We start from the raw sequence: 18,723 nt of genomic DNA on the forward strand, positions 1-18,723 counted from the left end.
AAGTCGTCCCGCGCCCCACAAGTGATTATTTGGATTTCCACCGCACAACGATTTCGGCGAACAAGGTGTGTGCTGGGTCACCCTGGAGTTGAATGATCGTAGGTATGACCGAGCAGGCGGCAGGGGGTGCCAGGGATGAGTGCTTCCCGGAGTGAGACCACTCGCCCGCCCGGCTCCGACGGACCGGAATCCGGCGCGGCCGAGGTGGAGGGCGCGGACGGCGGGCCCGGTGCGGATCTGCTCGCCGCGCTGCTCGACGGGATGGACGCGGCGCTCTGCGCGTTCGACGCCGACGGCGTCATCACCCACTGGAACCGCGAGGCCGAGCGGATACTCGGCTGGTCCGCCGACGAGGCCGTCGGCCGGCGCGGATTCGCCGGCTGGGCCGTGCGCAGTGCCGACGCGGACGAGGTGCACGGGCGCCTGATGTCGGCGATGGGCGTGCCGGGACGGGTGGTGCACGAGTTCGCGCTGCTGCGCAAGGACGGCAGCCGGGTGCTCGTACGGACACAGTCGGCCGGTGTACGCGGGGCGGACGGCAGGCCCGCCGGGGTGTACTGCGCCTTCAGCGAGGTGCACGCGCAGATCGATCTGGAGCGGTCCATCGCGCTCAGCGAGGCGCTGTTCGACGACGCGCTGTGGGGCGTGGTCCTGGTCGACGTGGATCTGCGCCCGACCGTCGTGAACGGGCATGCCGCGCGGGCGCTCGGCTCGGGCCGTACGGCGCTGCTCGGGCGGCCCCTGGGCGAGACCGTCGTACAGGGGGTCGAGGAACTGGAGGGCGCGCTCCACCACGTACTGGCGGAGGGCGCGCCGCGCTCGCTCGCGGAGCTGTGGGTGACGCTGCGCGCGCAGGACGGGAGCGAGCGGCGGCGGTGCTGGCGCAGTGGCTTCGTCCGGCTGGCCTCCCCGCTCGCCGAGGAGCCGGTGCCGCTGGGGGTGGGCTGGCTCTTCCAGGACGTCACGGAGGCGAGGCTCGCGTCGCAGGAGGCGGACAAGCTGCGCTTCCGCACCAGCCAGCTGCACCGCGCGGGGCGGGCCGCGGGCGAGTGCGAGGACCCGATGGAGGCGGCGAGGGTCTGCCTGGACTTCGCGCTCGTGGGCTTCGCCGACCACGCGCTGATCGATCTGGTCCTGGGCGGGCCGGCCCCGGTCGCGCCGTACAGCGCCACCTCGACCGGCGACGTGCCGCCGACCCGGCTCGTACGGGTGGCGGCGACGCCTGGCGGTTCGGCGGGGCCCTGTCTGCCGGTCGCGGCCGGCGGGATACCCGTGCGGTACCGGGAGGGGCACCCGGCCCTCCAGGCGGTGGCCCGCACGGGCTCGGTGCGCGCGAGCGCGCCCACGGGTGCGTCGACGACCCCGACCTGGTCGGTCTCCCGCCAGTGGCCCCCCGACTCCGTGCACGCGCTCTGCACGGTGCTGCGGAGCCGGGGCAGGACGCTGGGCGTGGTCACTTTCCTGCGGGGCGCCACCCGTCCGTCGTTCGAACGCCAGGACGCGGTGTACGCGGAGGACGTAACGGCCCGGATGGCGGCCTCCCTGGACCTCCTGGCCCAGCTCCATCCGGAGAACCCACCAGGCGCCTGACGTCGCGAGCCGGGGCCGCGCCCGTTCTGCGGGCAGCGGACCCCGGGGGCGTACCGCGCCGGTGGCGGTGCGGATCGCCCGACGCCCGCCCGGCCCGAGGCGAGCGCCTGCTGGCCGCGAGCCGGGCGTGTGGCCGGCGGGCACGCGTGACGTCCGCGAGCGGGGTGCTCGGCCGCCGGGCGTACCGCCCGAGGCGCCTTCACCGGCTGTTTCGGCGGTCGCCCCAGGCTCAGTGGCGGTAGAAGATCCGGTCCCCGTACTCCGTCATCACCCGGCCGTTCCACTCGTGGCCGCCGTCCACGTTCCCCGAGCGCAGCAGTGGAGGTTCGACGCCGCGTTCGACCAGGCCGCCCGCCGCCGTCGCCACCATCGCCTGCATCAGCGCGCTCGTCACGACCGTCGACGCGGGCGCGAACGGTGCCTCGATGCCGTCCGCCGACAGCTCCGCGTCGCCCACCGCGATCTTGCTGTCGAGGACGATGTCGCAGTGGTCCTTGAGGTAAGTCCCGGACACATGACGGGACTTCGTCTCCGTCGCGTACGCCACCGACGTCACACCGATCACCTTCAGACCCAGCGCCCGCGCGTTCAGCGCCATCTCCACGGGGAGCGCGTTGCGCCCCGACAGCGAGATGATCACCAGGACGTCGCCGGAGGTCGCCGGGCTGGAGTCCAGCACCGCGCTCGCCAGGCCGTCGACCCGCTCCAGCGCGGAGCCGAGCGTCGCGGGCATCACGTCGACGCCCATCACGCCCGGCACGTTGAGGAGATTCATGACGGCGAGACCGCCCGCCCGGTAGACGACGTCCTGCGCGGCGAGCGAGGAGTGCCCGGCGCCGAAGGCGAAGACACGGCCACCGGAGGCCACGGCCTCGGCGATCGCCTTCCCGGCCGCTTCGATGTTCGCGGCCTCCTCGTCGCGTACGCGCTCCAGCAGACCGATCGCGGCGCCGAAGAACTGACCGGCCAGCGTGCTCTCGCTCATCGAGAGACCCTTCCGTAGGGGGCGGAGAAAAGGGCGGAAAAGAAGACGGACAGGGGAGGGAATGCCTGTGCCGCGGATCACGTTGCGGTCTGGACCTTTACCGTGTCAATACGGCTTCCCCTTCGGCGGCTTCCCGCACGGCACGGTTGTCGGTGCGATGCGTCAGAATTGAGCACGGGGCCTGCGCACGGTTGTTTTCATGTCACAGCATCGAGGGGCACGTATGTCCGGACTGATCGACACGACGGAGATGTATCTCCGCACCATCCTCGAACTGGAAGAGGAAGGTGTGGTCCCCATGCGCGCCCGGATCGCGGAGCGGCTGGATCAGAGCGGGCCGACGGTCAGCCAGACCGTGGCGCGCATGGAGCGGGACGGACTGGTGCAGGTTGCGGGCGACCGGCATCTGGAGCTGACGGAGGAGGGGCGCCGGCTGGCGACGCGCGTGATGCGCAAGCACCGTCTCGCCGAGTGTCTGCTGGTCGACGTGATCGGCCTGGAGTGGGAGCAGGTGCACGCGGAGGCCTGCCGCTGGGAGCACGTGATGAGCGAGGCCGTCGAGCGGCGGGTGGTCGAGCTGCTGAGGCACCCCACGGAGTCGCCGTACGGGAACCCGATCCCGGGCCTGGCGGAGCTGGGCGAGCACGCCGAGGCCGACCCCTTCCTCGACGAGGGCATGGTGAGCCTGGCCGATCTGGACCCGGGCACCGAGGGCAAGACGGTCGTGGTGCGGCGGATCGGCGAGCCGATCCAGACCGACGCCCAGCTCATGTACACGCTGCGACGGGCGGGCGTGCAGCCCGGCTCCGTGGTGAGCGTGACCGAGTCACCGGTCGGCGGGGTGCTCGTGGGCAGCAGCGGAGAGGCCGCCGAGCTGAACTCCGAGGTCGCCTCGCACGTCTTCGTCGCCAAGCGCTGACTCCCCCCGGGGGCCCGGACTCCGGTCCCGGGCCCCGGGACGGGGGTCTTGGCACCCGGGCGCGGCTGCGGAGAGTATTCCTTCGACAGCGGAGAATACGAATTCCCGGCGGAATGGCAGCGGGCGGGCGATTCGCGTGCCAGGCTGGCTCGGGGGCATATGACCTGAGGGCAGCGGTCGCGGACCTTGGTACGCGGCCGAGGAGGGAGCGGGGCTGTGCGCCTGACGCTTGTCGCTGTGCCTTTCGCCGTGTCTGTCGCCGTGTCTGTCGTGCCCGCCGGGGCCGGGGCGCCGGACCACTCGCCCGCGTGCGCCGTGCGTGCCGCGCGCCCCGGACCTGCCCGGACCTCGTGCTCCTCGTACGGCAAGAGCCCCGGCGCCCTGCGGCGCCGGGGCCTGTCCTCCCCATTTCCGACCCGGAGCCCCGAGCTCCCAGGGTCGGTCCCCACGGACCCTCATCCCCGAGTGGTCCGCCTCCCGCTGAAGATCTCCCCACCGCCGCCCAGGACAACCGTTGACCACGGTCACTCGAACGAGCGGTGTTGCGCGCGGCAGCCAAGTTTTCGAATGGGAGTTCGATAGTCTGGGGAGCCGCACGCCGAACGGCACGGAATCGGGCCGGTGCCATCGGACTCGACCACTCAGGACCGAAGGGGGTGCCAGGACACATGGTGCAGCGCATCGATGTGAGCGGATTCGACGGGCTGCCACTCGCAGCCTGGGAGTTCACCGACCAGCCCAGGGAGCGGGACGAGACCGGGCGCACCCCGGGTGTGCTGCTGCTCCACGGCCTGATGGGCCGCGCCTCGCACTGGGCGGCCACCGCGCGCTGGCTGTCCGGGCGCCACCGGGCCGTCGCGCTCGACCAGCGGGGCCACGGCCTCAGCGCCAAGCCTTCCGAGGCGTCGTACACCCGCGAGGCGTACGTGTCGGACGCCGAGGCGGTGATCGAAGAGCTCGGCCTCGCGCCCGTCACCCTCGTCGGCCACGCCATGGGCGCGCTCACCGCCTGGCAACTCGCGGCGAAGCGGCCCGACCTGGTCGGAGCGCTGGTCATCAGCGACATGCGGGCGTCGGCGCTCGGGGCGGCGTCGCAGCGCCAGTGGGACGACTGGTTCCGCTCCTGGCCCCTGCCGTTCAAGACGCTCGCCGACGTACGGAAGTGGTTCGGCGAGGACGACCCCTGGCTGGAGCGGCCGAATCCGGGCCGCGGCGAGTTCTTCGCCGAGGTGATGACCGAGCGCGACGACGGCTGGTGGCCGGTCTTCTCCCGCAGCCAGATGCTCACCTCACGCGCTACGTGGGTGTACGACGCGCACTGGGAGGAGCTGGCGCAGGTCCGCTGCCCCACGCTGGTCGTGCGGGGCCTGGACGGCGAGCTGGGCCGCGCGGAGGCGCAGGAGATGGTGCGGGTCCTGCCGCGCGGGCAGTACGCGGAGGTGAACGACGCCGGGCATCTCGTGCACTACGACCAGCCGGACGCCTGGCGCGCCGCGATACAGCCGTTCCTGGACGGTGCGTTGACCCCGTGACGCGTCCCTTGGGCGACTGGGCTGAATCGTTTCGGATCAGACCGCCGCGCTGCCGGTGAGCCGCTGCGGGGTGATCCGGATCGTGACGCGCAGGAGCTCGGGCGGCAGGTCCAGATACTCCTGCCCGGCGCCGGGGCCCTCGTACTTCTCGGCGAGCGTGACGGCCGTCCGCCTGCCGGTGTCCTCGGTGACGGTGGCCGTGCCGCGTACCTCGACGTAACTCTGCGGGTCGGACAGGTCGAACACACTGAGGCTGACGCGCGGTTCACCGGCCAGGTTCGTCACCTTGCGCCGCCCGGCCTGCGAGGAGATGACCAGATCGTCGCCGTCGGTACCGACCCAGACCACCGAGGACTGCGGGCTGCCGTCCGGGTTGATCGTGGACAGGACGGCGGGATTGCGGCCGTCGAGAAGCTTCCGGGCGGCGGCGCTGAGGGTGACAGTCATACCGGCGAGCTTAAGCCCGTGGCCCCCGGCGCTCCTGGCACCTGCCCCCTCAGCTCCTGCCCCCTCAGCTCCTGCCTCCTCAGCCCCGGCCCCCGACCCCGCGCCCGTCAGCCCTTGCTCACCGCCGTCAGGATCTCCGGCAGCGTCGACGCCGTTCGCGGCGCCGCCAGCCGGACCCCCGCCCACGCGATCAGCGCGCCGTACGCCGTACCCACCGGAAGCACCAGCCACGTCCAGCCGTTCGCGCCCGACACATGCAGCGCGATCGTCAGTCCGATCACCGGCGCGCACAGCAGCGCGCCGCCGAGCATGCCGCCGAGGATGGAGATCCACGCCAGCCCCGCCTGCCCCGGAGCGACGTTCTTGTACGCGCTGTCCTGCGGGATCGAGTACGGGAACCGCGCCGAGGCCACCGCGCCCGTCGCCATCATCGCGCCGAGCAGCGCGAAGGAGAGCCCGAGCGCCTCGGGCAGCGCCTGCCAGTCGCCGAGCAGCCCGGCCGTCAGGATCGTCACCAGCGCCGAGTACGGCAGCGTGATCACCAGCAGGGCGAAGGCCCGCGCCCGCAGTTCCAGATACGCGTCACTCGTGGAGGAGATCGTCAGGGCCACCATCCAGAACGCGGAGGTGTCCTGCCCGAACTGGTTGTACATCTGGATGCCCAGCATCCCCGCCGCGAAGCAGGCGAGATAGATCGAGCCGTTGCCCTGAAGGGCGTTCACCAGCGGCACGATCAGGCCGACCGCCAGCGAAGTGACCCACGCCGCCTTGGTCTTCGGGTCGCGCCACACGTATCGCAGACTGCGCTGCATCACCGTGCCCGTACGCCCCGCGGGCAGCAGCCTGCTGAGCCCGGACGCCGACTCCTTACGGGCCGGCCCGGCTGCCGCGGCGATCGTCGAGCCGTCCGGAGCGGTCATCAGCTTCACCAGCGACCGGCGCCACCAGTACAGGAGCGCGGCCAACGCGGCCAGCGACAGCAGCAGTTGCGGCACCGCCCGCCCGTACGCGCCCTCGCTCACCGAGTCCACCGCGCCGATCGCCGACGCGGGCGGCAGCCATCGCAGCACGTCTGCCACCGGGTCGAGCGCCGAGAGCCCGCCCGCCTCGTTGAGGCGCTGGACACCGAAGTTGATGAACTGGATACCGACGGCGATCACCAGACCGCTCAGCACGGCCAGGTCCCGGCCCTTGCGCGAGGTCAGCAGCCGGATGTTCGCCGCGGCCACGGCGCGCGACAGCGCCACGCACACCAGCAGCGCCAGCGGTACGACGAACACCGACACCACCATCGCGGCGGCGCCGTGCGCGACGGCGATCGCGGAGCCGAGCACCAGGCAGAGCGTGAACAACGGCCCGATCCCCACCAGGGACGCGGCCAGCAGCGCGCCGATCAGTGCCTGGGGCCGCAGCGGCAGCATCACGAGCCGGCTCGGGTCGAGCGTCTCGTCCCCGCTGGGGAAGAAGAGCGGCAGCATCGCCCAGCCCAGGGCCACCAGCGCGGTCAGTACGACGACGAGCGTGGCCGCGCCGTCGTTCCCGCGCAGCAGGATCAGGCCGAGCAGCTGGCCGGCGGCGATGAGGAGAGCGAAGACGACGGAGATGACGTACGCGGCGGTACGGCCCGAGGACTGGCGCAGCCCGTTGCGCAGCAGCGACAGCTTCAGCCGTACGAAGACGGGCGCGAGCGCGCGGGTCCCCAGGGTGACGACGGGCGTCGTACCGGAACCGACCGCACCGACCGGATCGGCCGCGCCCACCGCCCCCGACAGGCCCGCGCTCATCGGGCGCCGCCCAGCCAGTCCAGGGACGCGCCGGTGTCCCGCCCCTGCGCGCCGACCAGTTCGAGGAACGCGCTCTGGAGGGACGGCGCGTCGCCCCGTACCTCCGCGAGGGTCCCCTGCGCGCGGATACGGCCGGCTGCCATCACCGCGATCCAGTCGCACAGCGACTCGACCAGCTCCATCACATGGCTGGAGAAGACGACGGTCGCGCCGGACTCGGTGTAGCGCTCCAGCACGCCGCGGATCGTCTGCGCCGACACCGGGTCGACGCCCTCGAACGGCTCGTCCAGGAAGAGGACTTCGGGGTTGTGCAGCAGCGCCGCCGCCAGTCCGATCTTCTTCCGCATACCGGTCGAGTAGTCCACGACGAGCTTGTGCTGCGAGCCCGCCAGGTCCAGTACGTCGAGGAGCTGGGTGGCGCGCTTGTCGACCTCGTCACCGGGCAGCCCCCGCAGCCGCCCGGTGTATCCGAGGAGTTCGCGCCCGGAGAGCCGCTCGAAGAGCCGCAGCCCCTCGGGCAGTACGCCGATCCTGGCCTTGACCGCCGCCGGGTCGCCCCAGACGTCGTGCCCGGCGACCTGGACCCGGCCCATGTCCGGCCGCAGCAGGCCGGTCACCATGGAGAGTGTGGTCGTCTTGCCCGCGCCGTTCGGGCCGACGAGACCCACGAACTGGCCCGCGGGCAGGTCGAGATCGATCCCGGCGACGGCGACCTGGTCGCCGAAGCGCTTCCACAGCCCCTCCACGCGTACGGCGGGCGGCGCCGCTGTTCGCGCCCCGCCCGGCGCGTCAGCCGCGCTCGTCGCGCTCGCCCCGCCCGGCGCGTCAGCCGCGCCCGCCGCGTCCGGCGTCGCCGCATGCTCCGCCCGCGCTGTCCGCTCCGTGGTTCGGTCCGGTACGTGTTCCGGCATGCCGCACTGCCCTTCGGTGTTCCTCTTCGAGGTGTCGAGAAGACCCACCATAAGACCGCCCCCCTGCGGTCCTCAGGGGCGAAGGCTTCGCGCTGCCGCCGCGTCCCGCCCGCACGCGTACGCCAGCGGGCTGATCACTTCCTCCACGTCCGGCAGCCAGCGGTTGGCCGGAGTGGGCCGCCGAGCCCACTGCACCGCGCCGAAGCCGCCGACCCGGGTGGGCGGGGCCGCCACGTAGCGTGCCTCGCCCAGGGCCACCAGATCGATCGCCGGCGCCGACCAGCCCAGCTTCCGTACGAGGTCGTCCACCTTCAGCGAGCCGCCCGGCAGGACGAAGAAGACCATCCGCCGGTTTGGGGTGCGGGTGACCGGGCCGAGCGTCATCTCCATCCGCTCCATCCGCGCGAGCGCCAGGAAACCCGCCGATTCCGGCACGTCCAGGGCGTCGAAGGTGCGGCCCGTCGGCAGCAGGATCGACGCGCGGGGCTGTTTCGACCACAGCCGGCGCGCGGCGACGCCGCTTCCCGTCGCCTGTGCCGCCCAGTCCGGCCGCGTGGGATGCGCCCCGGGAGCCGGGCAGTCGGAGCGGTCGCACGAGCACCGCTCCGTGCCGCCCACCGCCTCCAGCCAGGTGCCGGGGAACACGTCCCAGTGCCGTTCCTCCGCGTACCGTGCGGCGGTGTCCAGCAGCAGGTCGCCCCGCTGCGTGGGGATCTGCGCGGCGTCCGTGACGCCCGTCACTCCGATGGTCTTGTCCACGAAGAGCACAACTCCCGCCCGCACGGAGGGTTACGGGCGCCCCGGACCGTTGCGGAAGAGCATCGATCCTGCACGCGGGGCGCACTGATGCATGGGCGGGGGCGCGTACGAGGTTGCGGCGCGTAGATGGGTAACCACATCCGGTGACCGAGGGTTGCCATTTGGGAGGCGTGAGGCGAGTCACACACACCTCGACGCCAAGTGGGCGGCGTTTCCTGAAAGTTACCGAAGATTGCTGATTTCGACCATCGCACGCATTCACGGCATTACTGCCGGGCAGTGATGACTTTGTCGATCACTGCGGCCACAGGGGGTATCCATTGGCAGCCAGGCCTCTCGTCGCCCGTCAGCCGAACGAACGGTTGCAAACACTCATCCAGGAAGCCGGCTGTTCCAACGCCGGTCTCGCCCGGCGGGTCAACATGGTCGGGACCGAGCGTGGTCTCGACCTCCGCTACGACAAGACTTCCGTGGCGCGCTGGCTGCGCGGGCAGCAGCCGCGCGGCCGGGCCCCGGGCATCATCGCCGAGGCGCTCGGCCGCAAGCTGGGGCGCACGGTCACCATCGACGAGCTGGGGATGGCCAACGGCAAGAATCTCGCCTCCGGCATCGGCCTCCAGTTCTCGCCGACCGTCGTCGGCGCGATCGAGCAGGTCTGCGAGTTGTGGCGCAGCGACGTGGGCCGGCGTGACTTCCTCTCCGGATCGGCGGTGGCCTCGTCGGCGCTCGTCGAGCCGAGCAGGGACTGGCTGATCACGGGCGCCGACGCGTCGGTGGCGCGCAACACCGGTGCGCGGGTGGGGGATTCGGACGTCGCGGCGGTCGCCGCCATGACCGAGGCGCTGGTCGACCTGGACCACCGCTTCGGCAGCGGCCATGTCCGCCCGGTCGTCGTGCACTATCTGAACAGCGTGGTGTCGGGCCTGCTCTCGGGTTCGTACCGGGAAGCGGTCGGCCGCAGGCTCTTCGCCAATGTCGCCCGGCTCACCGAGCTCGCGGGGTACATGGCGGTCGACACCGGCCAGCCGGGGCTCGCCCAGCGGTACTACATCCAGGCGCTGCGGCTCGCGCAGGCCGCCGGGGACCGGGGATACGGCGGCTATGTGCTGGCCGCGTCCATGAGCCATCTCGCGGCCCAGCTCGGAAACCCGCGCGAGATCGCCCAGTTGGCGCGGGCCGCGCAGGAGGGCGCGCGTGGACATGTCACTCCGAGGGCACAGGCCATGTTCCTCGCCGCCGAGGCACGGGGGCACGCCCTGATGGGCGACGCGAGCCAGTGCCACGCCGTCGCGGGCCGGGCGCTCACCGCGCTGGAGCACGCGGATCCGGAGCACGACGACGACCCGGTGTGGATCGCGCACTTCGACCACGCCTATCTGGCCGACGAGTTGGCCCACTGCTACCGCGATCTGGGACAGCCCGAAGCGGCCGCCCGCCACGCGTCCGACTCGCTGACGGGACACCCCGAGACCCGGTCCAGACGGCGGGCGATCGGGCTCGTCCTGCTGGCCACGGCGCAGGTCCAGCAGCGCGAGGTGGAGGAGGCGTGCCGTACGGGCACGCGCGCCGCGGAGCTGCTCGGCACGCTGCGCTCCAGCAGGGGAGCGGAGTATCTGGACGATCTCCAGCAGCGGTTGGAGCCGTACGGCTCGGAGCCCGCGGTACGGGAGTTCAGTGCCCGGCTGGAGATGCAGGCCGCGTGACACGGCTTTGCTACAACTTCCGCGCGGGGCGGGGGTGGTAGTGCTGCCGTGCGGTGGTCGTGCGGCCACCGCACGGAGTTGGCGCGGTGGCCGGTGGGGCGTGGTGTGACCCGAGTGCGGCTCCGTGACCGGGACAGATGGGGGACGGGAGGGGTCGCGGGGCCGGCGGGACGCGGATGTCCGATTGACGCGCATCGCCGGAGGCTGTCTTGAACAGGCGGTTGGTGACTGGTTCCAGGCGCGTAGCAGGGCCGCTGAAACACCCGGTAGCGTGAACTGACGATTCCGTAGGTCCACACGAGGAGTCCCGGTGACGCAAAGCGGACAAAGGGACGAGCCGCAGTCGTCTGCCGCTCGGCCCGCGCACGAAGGCATCGTGCTGCCCGCCGACGGCGGCCCCCCCCTGATCCCAGGCGCCCCGGCCGACCAGTCCGCCCCGGCCGACCAGTCCGCCCCGGCGGGCGGGCAGCCGTGGGGGCAGCCCTGGGGCCCGGATGCGCCACAGCAGCGGCCGGAGCCGGAAGGTCAGCTTCCGCCTCAGGGGGGCTCGGGCGCCTACGGGTCGTACGAGGCGCCGGGGGCGGATGCGTACGGAGGCGGGGGTGGCGGTTACGGCTACCCGCAGCAGCCTCAGCAACCCGAGCAGCGGTACCAGCCTCCGCAGCAGTACCAGCCCCCTCAGCAGCAGTCGTACCAACCGCACCAGCAGCCCCTGCCGCCCGCCCACCCGGGGCCCCTGCCGCAGGCGTTGCCGCCGCATCAGGAGCCGCAGCAGTCCTACGGGGCGCCGGGGGCCGGCGCGTACGGCGCACAGCCGCTGCCGGCCGAGGCGCCTCCCGGCGGCAGCGCGGACGCGACGCAGTTCATACCGCCGGTGCCCGCCGCGGCCGGGCCCGCCGACGCCACGCAGTACATACCGCCGGTGCCGCAGTACCCGCAGGGCCAGACCCCGGGCGGGCTGCCGCCCGAGCGCCCCGCCGAGTCGACCCAGTACCTCGGCACAGCAGCCCATCCGGGGCCGCCCGCGCAGGGCACCTCGGACGCGGACGCCACGCAGTTCATCGCGCCCGTCCCCGCGGCGGACCCGAACGACATCCCGGCCGTGCCCCCGGGCGCGCCGTACGGCATCAGGCCCGGTGCCCCCGGCGACCGCCAGCCGCCCGCCGAGTTCGACAGCCTCTTCCGTACGGAGGCCCCCGGCGGGGGCGGTGCGGTGCCGGACGAGACCCAGCAGCTGCCGCATTTCGATCCCGGCGCGGGCCCGGTCGCGGGTACGGGCCGCAGGCGCGGCGCGCAGGGCCACGGACAGCAGGGCCGAGCCCAGCAGGGCCACGGGCAACAGGGTTACGGACAACAGGGCTACGGCCAGGGCGGCACCCCGCCCCCGTACGCGCAGCAGGAGCCGTCGGGCCCGCAGGGCCGGGCCGCCGGGCGCCGCAAGTCCTCACCGGTCCCGCTGATCGCCGCCGTCGTCGTCGGCTGCGCCGTCCTCGGTCTCGGCGCCGGCTGGCTGATGAGCGGCGACGACTCCGAGAAGCAGGACAAGAACCAGACGGTCTCGTCGGAGTCATCACCGTCCGGCTCGGGCGGCGACCCGGCCGAGGAGGACCCGGCCAAGCCGCAGGCCGAGGAGCTCGACAAGCTTCTCGCCGAGAGCAACGACAGCCGGTCGGCGGTGATCAGCGCGGTCGACTCCATCAAGAGCTGCAAGAACTTGGACCAGGCCGTGACCGATCTCCAGGACGCGGCCGACCAGCGCCGCGACCTGGTCTCCCGCCTCAAGGAAGTGACCATCGACAAGCTGCCGCAGCACGGTCAGCTCTCGGACTCGCTGACCAAGGCGTGGCAGGCCTCCGCGTCGGCGGACGACCACTACGCGACGTGGGCGTCCGAGGCGAAGACGAAGAAGGGCTGCCGCGACGGCAGGGCCCGGACGACGAAGGCGGCGGCCGAGGGCAACCGCGCGAGCGGCGAGGCGACGGCGGCCAAGCAGAAGGCATCGGGCCTCTGGAACGGCATCGCGTCCAAGTACGGCCTCACGGAACGCGCCCCGACGGAGCTGTGACGGCGGCGTGCCGGACGCACGCTCGGCCCCGGGGCCCTGCGTGCGAACGGGGCGTCGGACACACCCCCGCCGACCGGCCGGGGCGTGCCCGCGTCCGGCACGCGCGTTCTTCCCCGTAGCCCTTCGGGCACGGGAGGGTGATCCCCCGTCTCGCGCCCGCGCGCACCGGCCGCTGAGGGCCGGACGGGGCGTCGGGACACCCTGCCCCGCCGGGAGGGGCTACGCGCTCGTGCCCGCGTCGCTCAGGGTGCCGCGGACGTCCACGAAGCCGTCCTTCAGGGCCACCAGTTGGCCGTCGCGCACCACCTGGAACGTGACCTCGCTGTTCACGATGCGCGGGAAGCCGGGCAGGCCGAGCATGTCCTCGTAGCGCCAGCGCAGCGGGGGCGTCAGGCCGCCGGTGTCGACCTTCGCGCCCGTGTCCAGCGCGTGCGCGAGCGTCGCCGAGGAGATCGTGTCCCGGTCGATCGACTCGATGACCGACTTGAGCGCGGTGTAGGCGATCCAGGTGGTCTGGACGCCCGGGTCCGACGGGTCGATGCTGGCGTCGCCGAACGCGTGCTTCCGGAGCACGTCGCGCATCGGCTGCCAGGCCGGGTCGGAGGCCTGCGGGTACCAGCCCGTGACGTACGCGCCCTCGAAGAGGCCGTTCGAGCCGCCCGTCCGGTCCACCAGCGGCTGGCCGACGCTGCCGAGCACCGAGGAGATGCGGACGTTCCCACCGTCCTCGGGGAGCCGCCGGTAGGAGTCGAAGAACGTTTCCGTACGGTCGCCGAGCACCGCCGTGACGCAGCCGTCCGCCGCGTTCTCGCGGGCCTTCTCGGCCGAGGAGGTGTAGTCGGTGGCGTCCTCCGCCGCGCGGACGTCCGTCGCCTTCTCGTCCTCCCCGTCGCCCTTGCCCTTCTCCTTGCTGAGACCCGAGTTGAGCAGCTCCGGCATCGCGTCACCGGTGATCGTGTCGGGCCGCACGATGGAGACCCGGCCGCACTCCCCGCCCAGCTGCATGCCGTTCCCGGCCAGGAGCGCCGCCTGGCCGCCGTTGACCGGGTAGGAGACGAAGCTGGTGAACTCGCGCTCGGCTATGCCGTAGCCGCCGAGGTACGGGATGCCGGCCGCCTCCAGGGGCGCCATGAAGGCGTTGCCGTGCTGGCTGTACGAGCCGACGACGGCCGTCACGTCCTTGTCGGCGGCCAGGCGCGCGCAGTCGGCCGCGCCCGCGGAGGTGTTGCGCTCGTTGCAGGTCAGCACGCGCAGCTCGTGGCCGTCGATACCGCCCGCCGCGTTGACCCACCGGGCGTAGGCCTTGGCCATGGCCGGCATGCCGGGCATGTTCGTCGCACCGGTGCCCTCGGGCGCCCATGTCATGACCGTGACGGGCTCCCTGGAGCCCCCCGGGTCGCCAGGGAGCACGCCACATCCGGTGACCACCGACGCCCCGGCCGCCACCGTGCACAAGGCGCGGACCGCGGAATTCCGGCGGAAGTTGCGAGGGAAGGACGAGCGCTGCTGCCTACCGGTCATGTATCCGCACACTTCCGGCCTGTGGGTAACTGCCAGGTGGGGCTTGTTCAACCGCACATGACCACGAGGTGAATTACAGGGGGCCAACGTCATCACGTCCGGACTGACCGTACGATCTGCTGCTGTGCAGCAAGGTTCGGATAACTCTTCCCGTCGGCCCCGTCGCTCCTCCACCATGGGCGGCATGCCGCTCAATGACATTCCTTGGTGGCGCTGGCGCAGCAACGTGCGCTCGGCGCTGCACATGCTTTCCGATCCCGTCTTCCACCAGGAGTACTGGCTGGCCGGCCGCGAGGGGTACGGCGACGTCACCGACGCCGTGTACCGGCTGGTCGAGGACACCTGGCTGGACAACTGGTCGGCGGAGAAGTACGTCGGGACGATCTTCCGTGACTCCGGCGAGGCCGCGCTGGTCGACGTCGCCGTCCTGCGGGTGCTGCGGATCATGCACCAGGTGGGGCCGGACGCCCCGATCGCGGTGTATCTGGAGCACCACGGCTGGCCGGAGGCGGTGCGGGCGGCGCGTGAGGCGCACGTCAGGCTGGCCGTGAACGACGGCGAGGACCCGGACACGGTGCCGCGCTCGCTGGACGTGCTGCGGATCATGACGCGGTCGGCCTGAGGCGCCCGCGTCCGCCCGCGGGCGCATGAGGTCCCCGGCGGTTTCGAGTGCCCCGTGCGGGTGCCCGCCCCGTGTGGAATCCTCAGGGTTCATGAGTGCCCCGCAGCAGCCCGAGGCCGTGTCCGACCGGCCCGCCGCCCTGTCCGACCAGTACGTTCTGACGCTCTCCTGCCCGGACAAACAGGGCATTGTGCATGCCGTGTCCAGCTTTCTCTTCATGACCGGATGCAACATCGAGGACAGCCAGCAGTTCGGCGACCGTGACAGTGGTCTCTTCTTCATGCGGGTCCACTTCTCGGCCGATACGCCCGTGACCGTGGAGAAACTGCGCGCGAGCTTCGCGGCCGTGGGCGACTCCTTCCGGATGGACTGGGAGCTCCACCACGCCGGGGACCGGATGCGGATCATCCTGATGGTCAGCAAGTTCGGCCACTGCCTGAACGACCTGCTCTTCCGGTCGAGGACCGGCGCGCTGCCGGTGGACATCGCCGGCGTCGTCTCCAACCACACCGATTTCGCGGAGCTGGTCGCCTCCTACGACATCCCCTTCCACCACATCCCTGTGACGAAGGACACCAAGGCGGCGGCCGAGGCCCAGCTGCTGGAGCTCGTACGCGCCGAGGACGTCGAGCTGGTCGTCCTCGCCCGCTATATGCAGGTCGTCTCCGAGGACCTGTGCAAGCAGCTGAACGGCCGGATCATCAACATTCACCACTCCTTCCTGCCGAGCTTCAAGGGCGCGAAGCCTTACCACCAGGCGCACGCCAGGGGTGTGAAGCTGATCGGCGCGACCGCGCACTATGTGACGGCCGACCTCGACGAGGGCCCGATCATCGAGCAGGAGGTCGAGCGCGTCGGCCACGAGGTCACCCCGGAGCAGCTGGTGGCGGTCGGCCGCGACGTGGAGTGCCAGGCGCTGGCCCGCGCGGTCAAATGGCACGCCGAACACCGCATCCTGCTCAACGGCACCCGCACGGTGATCTTCGCGTAATTCTGTACGTCGGTCGGCCGGGCCGGCGGTCCCCGCCCTCAAGCGCGGTTGCGGCTCTCAAGCGTCGGTTGCCGCTCTCAAGCGTCGGTCCGGCGCTTGAGGCAGGGGTCCTACAGCCGGCTCAGCGAGGCCGCCGCGGACAGGACGTCGCGGATCGCCTCGCGGTCGCCGTCCTGGCCGGCCGCCGCCTCCTCGGGCGAGATGTGGCCCGCGACCAGCTGGCAGAACTCCACGCCGTCCAGCGCCACTTGGGCCACCGCGCGGTCGGCCGTGCCGACCGCGGCCGGTGAGTCCAGTGCGATGTACCAGTCCCCGCCGCCCGTGCCCTCGACCTCCAGATGCAGCGACCGCCCGGGTGAACCGGGCACGACCAGCTGCCGGGCCGGTGACGCCAGGCCCGCGCGGCGACGGGCCGCGAGGGCGGACGGGATCAGCTGCGCGGCGAGGTCGATCATCACGCGCAGATGCGGACCGCTCGGCGCCGGATACGGGTAGTCCACCGCCTCGGCGATGTCCCAGCCGTGGATCCAGCACTCGAAGGCCCGGTCGATCAGCGCGTCACGCAACGGCAGGGCGAACTCGCCGTACGAGACGGAGAGTTCGGCCACCCCGCGCCCCGCGAAGGACACCGTCCTGATCAGCTCGTGACTCTGGTCGCGCCACGGCTCGTGGATCGTGCGGGTGGGCGGCGGATGCGCCGTACGCCAGAACGCCTCGGTCCGGTCGGTCGGCGACCGCGCCGCGGCCGAGCCCAGCGGATCCTCAAGACCCACTGCCGACGCCACCAGGCCGTCCACGGTCATGAGATGCCCGATGACCCCGGCGACCGTGGCCCGGCGTGCGGTGGGCTCCTCCTTCTCGAACCATCTGAGCTGGAGCGGCGCGTGCCACTCGGCGTCGCCGAAGTCGCGCAGCAGCGCGTCGAGCCGGGCGGTCTCCGCGTCGTACGGGGTGGCCCACACCGGCACGGGGATACGGGCGGCCCGGCGGTCGAGGCAGGTCTCCAGCACGCGGGAGCGGAGCAGCGGAGGGAGATCCAGATTGCGGTCGGTCTGCAACAGGCCGACGGCGTCACGGAGTTTGAGGGCCTCGTCGGCGCACGGCGCGCACTCGGTGAGGTGGTTCTCGACGTGGATCGTCTCCTCGGGCGAGCAGGCGGCCAGGGCCCAGGCGCCGAGCAGGGATTTGAGTACGGAGTGCGAGGGCGGCGGCCCGGTCGGCTCGGTCGGGGGCCAGGGCGGCGGCGGACTCTGCGGATACCGGCCGCCGGTCATGCCCCTCTCCCCGCCCGGATCCGGCGGATGGGCCGGTTCGACGGGTCTGTCGGGGGCCGCGCCCGTAACGCCGCCGGCCCCCGCCGCCGCGTCGCGCCCGTCGCCCGCGCCGCCGTCGTCCTTCGCGTCTGCCTCGTTCGCCTCATCCGGCTCTTCCCGATCGCGGCTCTCCTTCGCCGCCTGTGCGGCGCGCGCGGCACCCTCGACGGCCCGGCGCAGTACGTCCGCCGCGGGCGGCTCCAGGTCGTCCGCGGCGGCGCGCTGGCCGGGTATGCGCGGGATGCCGCGCACTCCCTCGGGGTCGTCCGGGTTGCCCCGGCCGTCGTCGAGCGGCCCGGTCACAGCGACCGTCCGTTGCCGGGCGGCGAGGAGCCCTCCAGGGGCCGGGTGTTCGCCGACGAGAGCAGTTGCAGACCGAGCCGCAGCCGGCGTCGCGCCTCGTCCTCGGTGACCCCGAGGTCGGCGGCGGTCTGCCGGTAGTCGCGGCGCTGGAAGTACGCCAGGTCGAGCGCGGCGCGCAGGGGCGCGGGCATGGAGGTGACGATGTAGTCGGCGCGTGCGGCGGCGGACGCCTCGCGGATCTTCTGTTCCAGCTCCTCCGCGGTGCCCTCGCCGGTGGCCTGGTGCGCGGCCGTCTCCAGCTGGCGCAGCCGGTGCACGGCCTGGTGGCGGGTGAGCGTGGCGATCCAGGACCGCATCGAGCCCTGCTTGGGGTCGAAGACTTCCGGGTTCTCCCACACGTAACCGAAGACCTCGCGGGTGATGCGGTCGGCGGCCTCGTCGTCGTCGAGCACGCGGTGGGCGAGGCTGTGCACGAGCGAGGCGAAGCGGTCGTACAGCTCACCGAGCGCGGCGGCCTCACCCCGCGCGAGCCGCTGCTGCATCCTGCGGTCCCAGCGGGGCGGTGTGTCCTTTGCCATGAGACCCCCAGCCCTTGTGACTGCTCCGTTACCCGACTCCGTGAGCTGACCCCGCCTTTCGAATGTACTGGCCAGTGTCATCGAAGTGCGCCCCTTTGCGTCAAGTGCGCCCCCGGAGGCCGTCCGAGGTGATAAGGAATTTCCCCGCCCGGTGTCCGTTGTGTTTCATAAGAGGTCAGGGGGGCAGCCGCGAAGAAGAAGGACGATCTCCGGTGAAGGTCCGGAATCTGAGGGTCCGCTATTGGATCCCCGGAACGGTGCGAGGGAAGGTCCAGGCGTGACGCTCAAGGTGGACAAGGACGAGCGCGGTCTGTGGACCGTGCTGCACATCACCGGAGAACTCGATCTCGTGACCTCGCCCGTGGTCCGCCAGCACGTCCACGACGCGGTCGCCGCCGGCCGCCGTGAGCTGGTGCTCGACCTGTCCGAGGTGTTCTTCTGCGACTCCAGCGGCGTCGGCGTGCTCATCGCCTCCCGCAAGTTGATGCGCTCCTGCCAGGGTCGGCTCCATCTCATCCTGCCCGCCCACGGCGCGGAGGACGGCTCGCACGTCAACCGCGTCCTCGCGGCTCTCGGCGTGCGCCGTCTCTTCGAGGTCTACTCGGACGTCTCCGAGGCCGTCGACGAGGAGGCGCAGCCCCTGTCGGCATAGGGCAGGGACGGGTCAGGCACAGGTCAGGCACGGGCCGGCCACCGGTGA

General features: G+C 72.1%; 16 protein-coding genes. 8 read left to right on the forward strand and 8 right to left on the reverse strand.

Annotated features, from left to right (window positions below):
- Positions 1 to 135 precede the first annotated feature (135 nt).
- Positions 136 to 1,590: a PAS domain S-box protein gene (locus tag ACIBBB_RS24805; protein ID WP_398985492.1), complete on the forward strand. Its 1,455-nt coding sequence runs from the start codon at positions 136 to 138 to the stop codon at positions 1,588 to 1,590.
- A 229-nt stretch (positions 1,591 to 1,819) separates the two neighbouring features.
- Here the strand turns inward: ACIBBB_RS24805 and ACIBBB_RS24810 are convergent, their stop codons facing one another.
- On the reverse strand, positions 1,820 to 2,575 hold the full coding sequence (locus ACIBBB_RS24810; protein ID WP_398985493.1) for an SIS domain-containing protein: 756 nt from the start codon (positions 2,573 to 2,575) through the stop codon (positions 1,820 to 1,822).
- A 223-nt stretch (positions 2,576 to 2,798) separates the two neighbouring features.
- On the opposite strand from ACIBBB_RS24810, the gene ACIBBB_RS24815 reads away from it, so the two are divergent.
- Together ACIBBB_RS24815 and ACIBBB_RS24820 are read left to right on the forward strand one after the other, a co-directional pair.
- Positions 2,799 to 3,494 (forward strand): metal-dependent transcriptional regulator, encoded by a 696-nt coding sequence (locus ACIBBB_RS24815; protein WP_398985495.1) that lies wholly within the window; start codon positions 2,799 to 2,801, stop codon positions 3,492 to 3,494.
- A 668-nt stretch (positions 3,495 to 4,162) separates the two neighbouring features.
- On the forward strand, positions 4,163 to 5,026 hold the full coding sequence (locus tag ACIBBB_RS24820; RefSeq protein ID WP_398985497.1) for an alpha/beta fold hydrolase: 864 nt from the start codon (positions 4,163 to 4,165) through the stop codon (positions 5,024 to 5,026).
- 36 nt (positions 5,027 to 5,062) lie between these two features.
- Here the strand turns inward: ACIBBB_RS24820 and ACIBBB_RS24825 are convergent, their stop codons facing one another.
- From ACIBBB_RS24825 to ACIBBB_RS24840, 4 genes are all read right to left on the reverse strand, one after another.
- Positions 5,063 to 5,473: a PPOX class F420-dependent oxidoreductase gene (locus ACIBBB_RS24825; RefSeq protein ID WP_398985499.1), complete on the reverse strand. Its 411-nt coding sequence runs from the start codon at positions 5,471 to 5,473 to the stop codon at positions 5,063 to 5,065.
- 107 nt (positions 5,474 to 5,580) lie between these two features.
- Positions 5,581 to 7,257, reverse strand: coding sequence for a transporter (locus ACIBBB_RS24830; RefSeq protein ID WP_398985501.1), 1,677 nt, complete (start codon positions 7,255 to 7,257; stop codon positions 5,581 to 5,583).
- Positions 7,254 to 8,168, reverse strand: a complete 915-nt coding sequence (locus tag ACIBBB_RS24835; RefSeq protein ID WP_398985503.1) for an ABC transporter ATP-binding protein — start codon at positions 8,166 to 8,168, stop codon at positions 7,254 to 7,256. The genes ACIBBB_RS24830 and ACIBBB_RS24835 overlap by 4 nt, the downstream gene beginning before the upstream one ends.
- Positions 8,169 to 8,240: 72 nt before the next feature.
- Entirely contained in the window at positions 8,241 to 8,936 is a 696-nt protein-coding gene (locus ACIBBB_RS24840) for a bifunctional DNA primase/polymerase (RefSeq protein ID WP_398985602.1), read from the reverse strand.
- A gap of 311 nt (positions 8,937 to 9,247) precedes the next feature.
- Here ACIBBB_RS24840 and ACIBBB_RS24845 point away from each other — a divergent pair, with 311 nt between their 5' ends.
- Together ACIBBB_RS24845 and ACIBBB_RS24850 are read left to right on the forward strand one after the other, a co-directional pair.
- Positions 9,248 to 10,630, forward strand: a complete 1,383-nt coding sequence (locus ACIBBB_RS24845; protein ID WP_398985505.1) for a transcriptional regulator — start codon at positions 9,248 to 9,250, stop codon at positions 10,628 to 10,630.
- A 310-nt stretch (positions 10,631 to 10,940) separates the two neighbouring features.
- Entirely contained in the window at positions 10,941 to 12,695 is a 1,755-nt protein-coding gene (locus ACIBBB_RS24850) for a hypothetical protein (RefSeq protein WP_398985507.1), read from the forward strand.
- 219 nt (positions 12,696 to 12,914) lie between these two features.
- Here ACIBBB_RS24850 and ACIBBB_RS24855 read toward each other — a convergent pair whose 3' ends face one another.
- Positions 12,915 to 14,216, reverse strand: a complete 1,302-nt coding sequence (locus ACIBBB_RS24855) for an ABC transporter substrate-binding protein (protein WP_398985509.1) — start codon at positions 14,214 to 14,216, stop codon at positions 12,915 to 12,917.
- A gap of 175 nt (positions 14,217 to 14,391) precedes the next feature.
- On the opposite strand from ACIBBB_RS24855, the gene ACIBBB_RS24860 reads away from it, so the two are divergent.
- Both ACIBBB_RS24860 and purU read left to right on the forward strand, forming a co-directional pair.
- Complete coding sequence (locus tag ACIBBB_RS24860) at positions 14,392 to 14,838, forward strand: hypothetical protein (RefSeq protein WP_398985511.1); 447 nt, start codon at positions 14,392 to 14,394, stop codon at positions 14,836 to 14,838.
- 91 nt (positions 14,839 to 14,929) lie between these two features.
- The gene (gene purU, locus ACIBBB_RS24865; RefSeq protein ID WP_398985513.1) at positions 14,930 to 15,829 is read left to right on the forward strand and encodes a formyltetrahydrofolate deformylase; all 900 of its coding nucleotides are present in this window, start codon (positions 14,930 to 14,932) and stop codon (positions 15,827 to 15,829) included.
- Positions 15,830 to 15,939: 110 nt separating this feature from the next.
- On the opposite strand, the gene ACIBBB_RS24870 is transcribed toward purU, so the two are convergent.
- Positions 15,940 to 17,445: a maleylpyruvate isomerase N-terminal domain-containing protein gene (locus ACIBBB_RS24870; RefSeq protein WP_398985516.1), complete on the reverse strand. Its 1,506-nt coding sequence runs from the start codon at positions 17,443 to 17,445 to the stop codon at positions 15,940 to 15,942.
- Positions 17,442 to 18,023 (reverse strand): sigma-70 family RNA polymerase sigma factor, encoded by a 582-nt coding sequence (locus ACIBBB_RS24875; RefSeq protein WP_398985518.1) that lies wholly within the window; start codon positions 18,021 to 18,023, stop codon positions 17,442 to 17,444. Before ACIBBB_RS24875 ends, ACIBBB_RS24870 begins: the two co-directional genes overlap by 4 nt.
- Positions 18,024 to 18,300: 277 nt before the next feature.
- Here ACIBBB_RS24875 and ACIBBB_RS24880 point away from each other — a divergent pair, with 277 nt between their 5' ends.
- Positions 18,301 to 18,675 (forward strand): STAS domain-containing protein, encoded by a 375-nt coding sequence (locus ACIBBB_RS24880; RefSeq protein ID WP_398985521.1) that lies wholly within the window; start codon positions 18,301 to 18,303, stop codon positions 18,673 to 18,675.
- Positions 18,676 to 18,723: the final 48 nt, after the last annotated feature.

It is taken from the genome of Streptomyces sp. NPDC051217 (assembly GCF_044455465.1).
Taxonomy (GTDB): Bacteria; Actinomycetota; Actinomycetes; order Streptomycetales; family Streptomycetaceae; genus Streptomyces.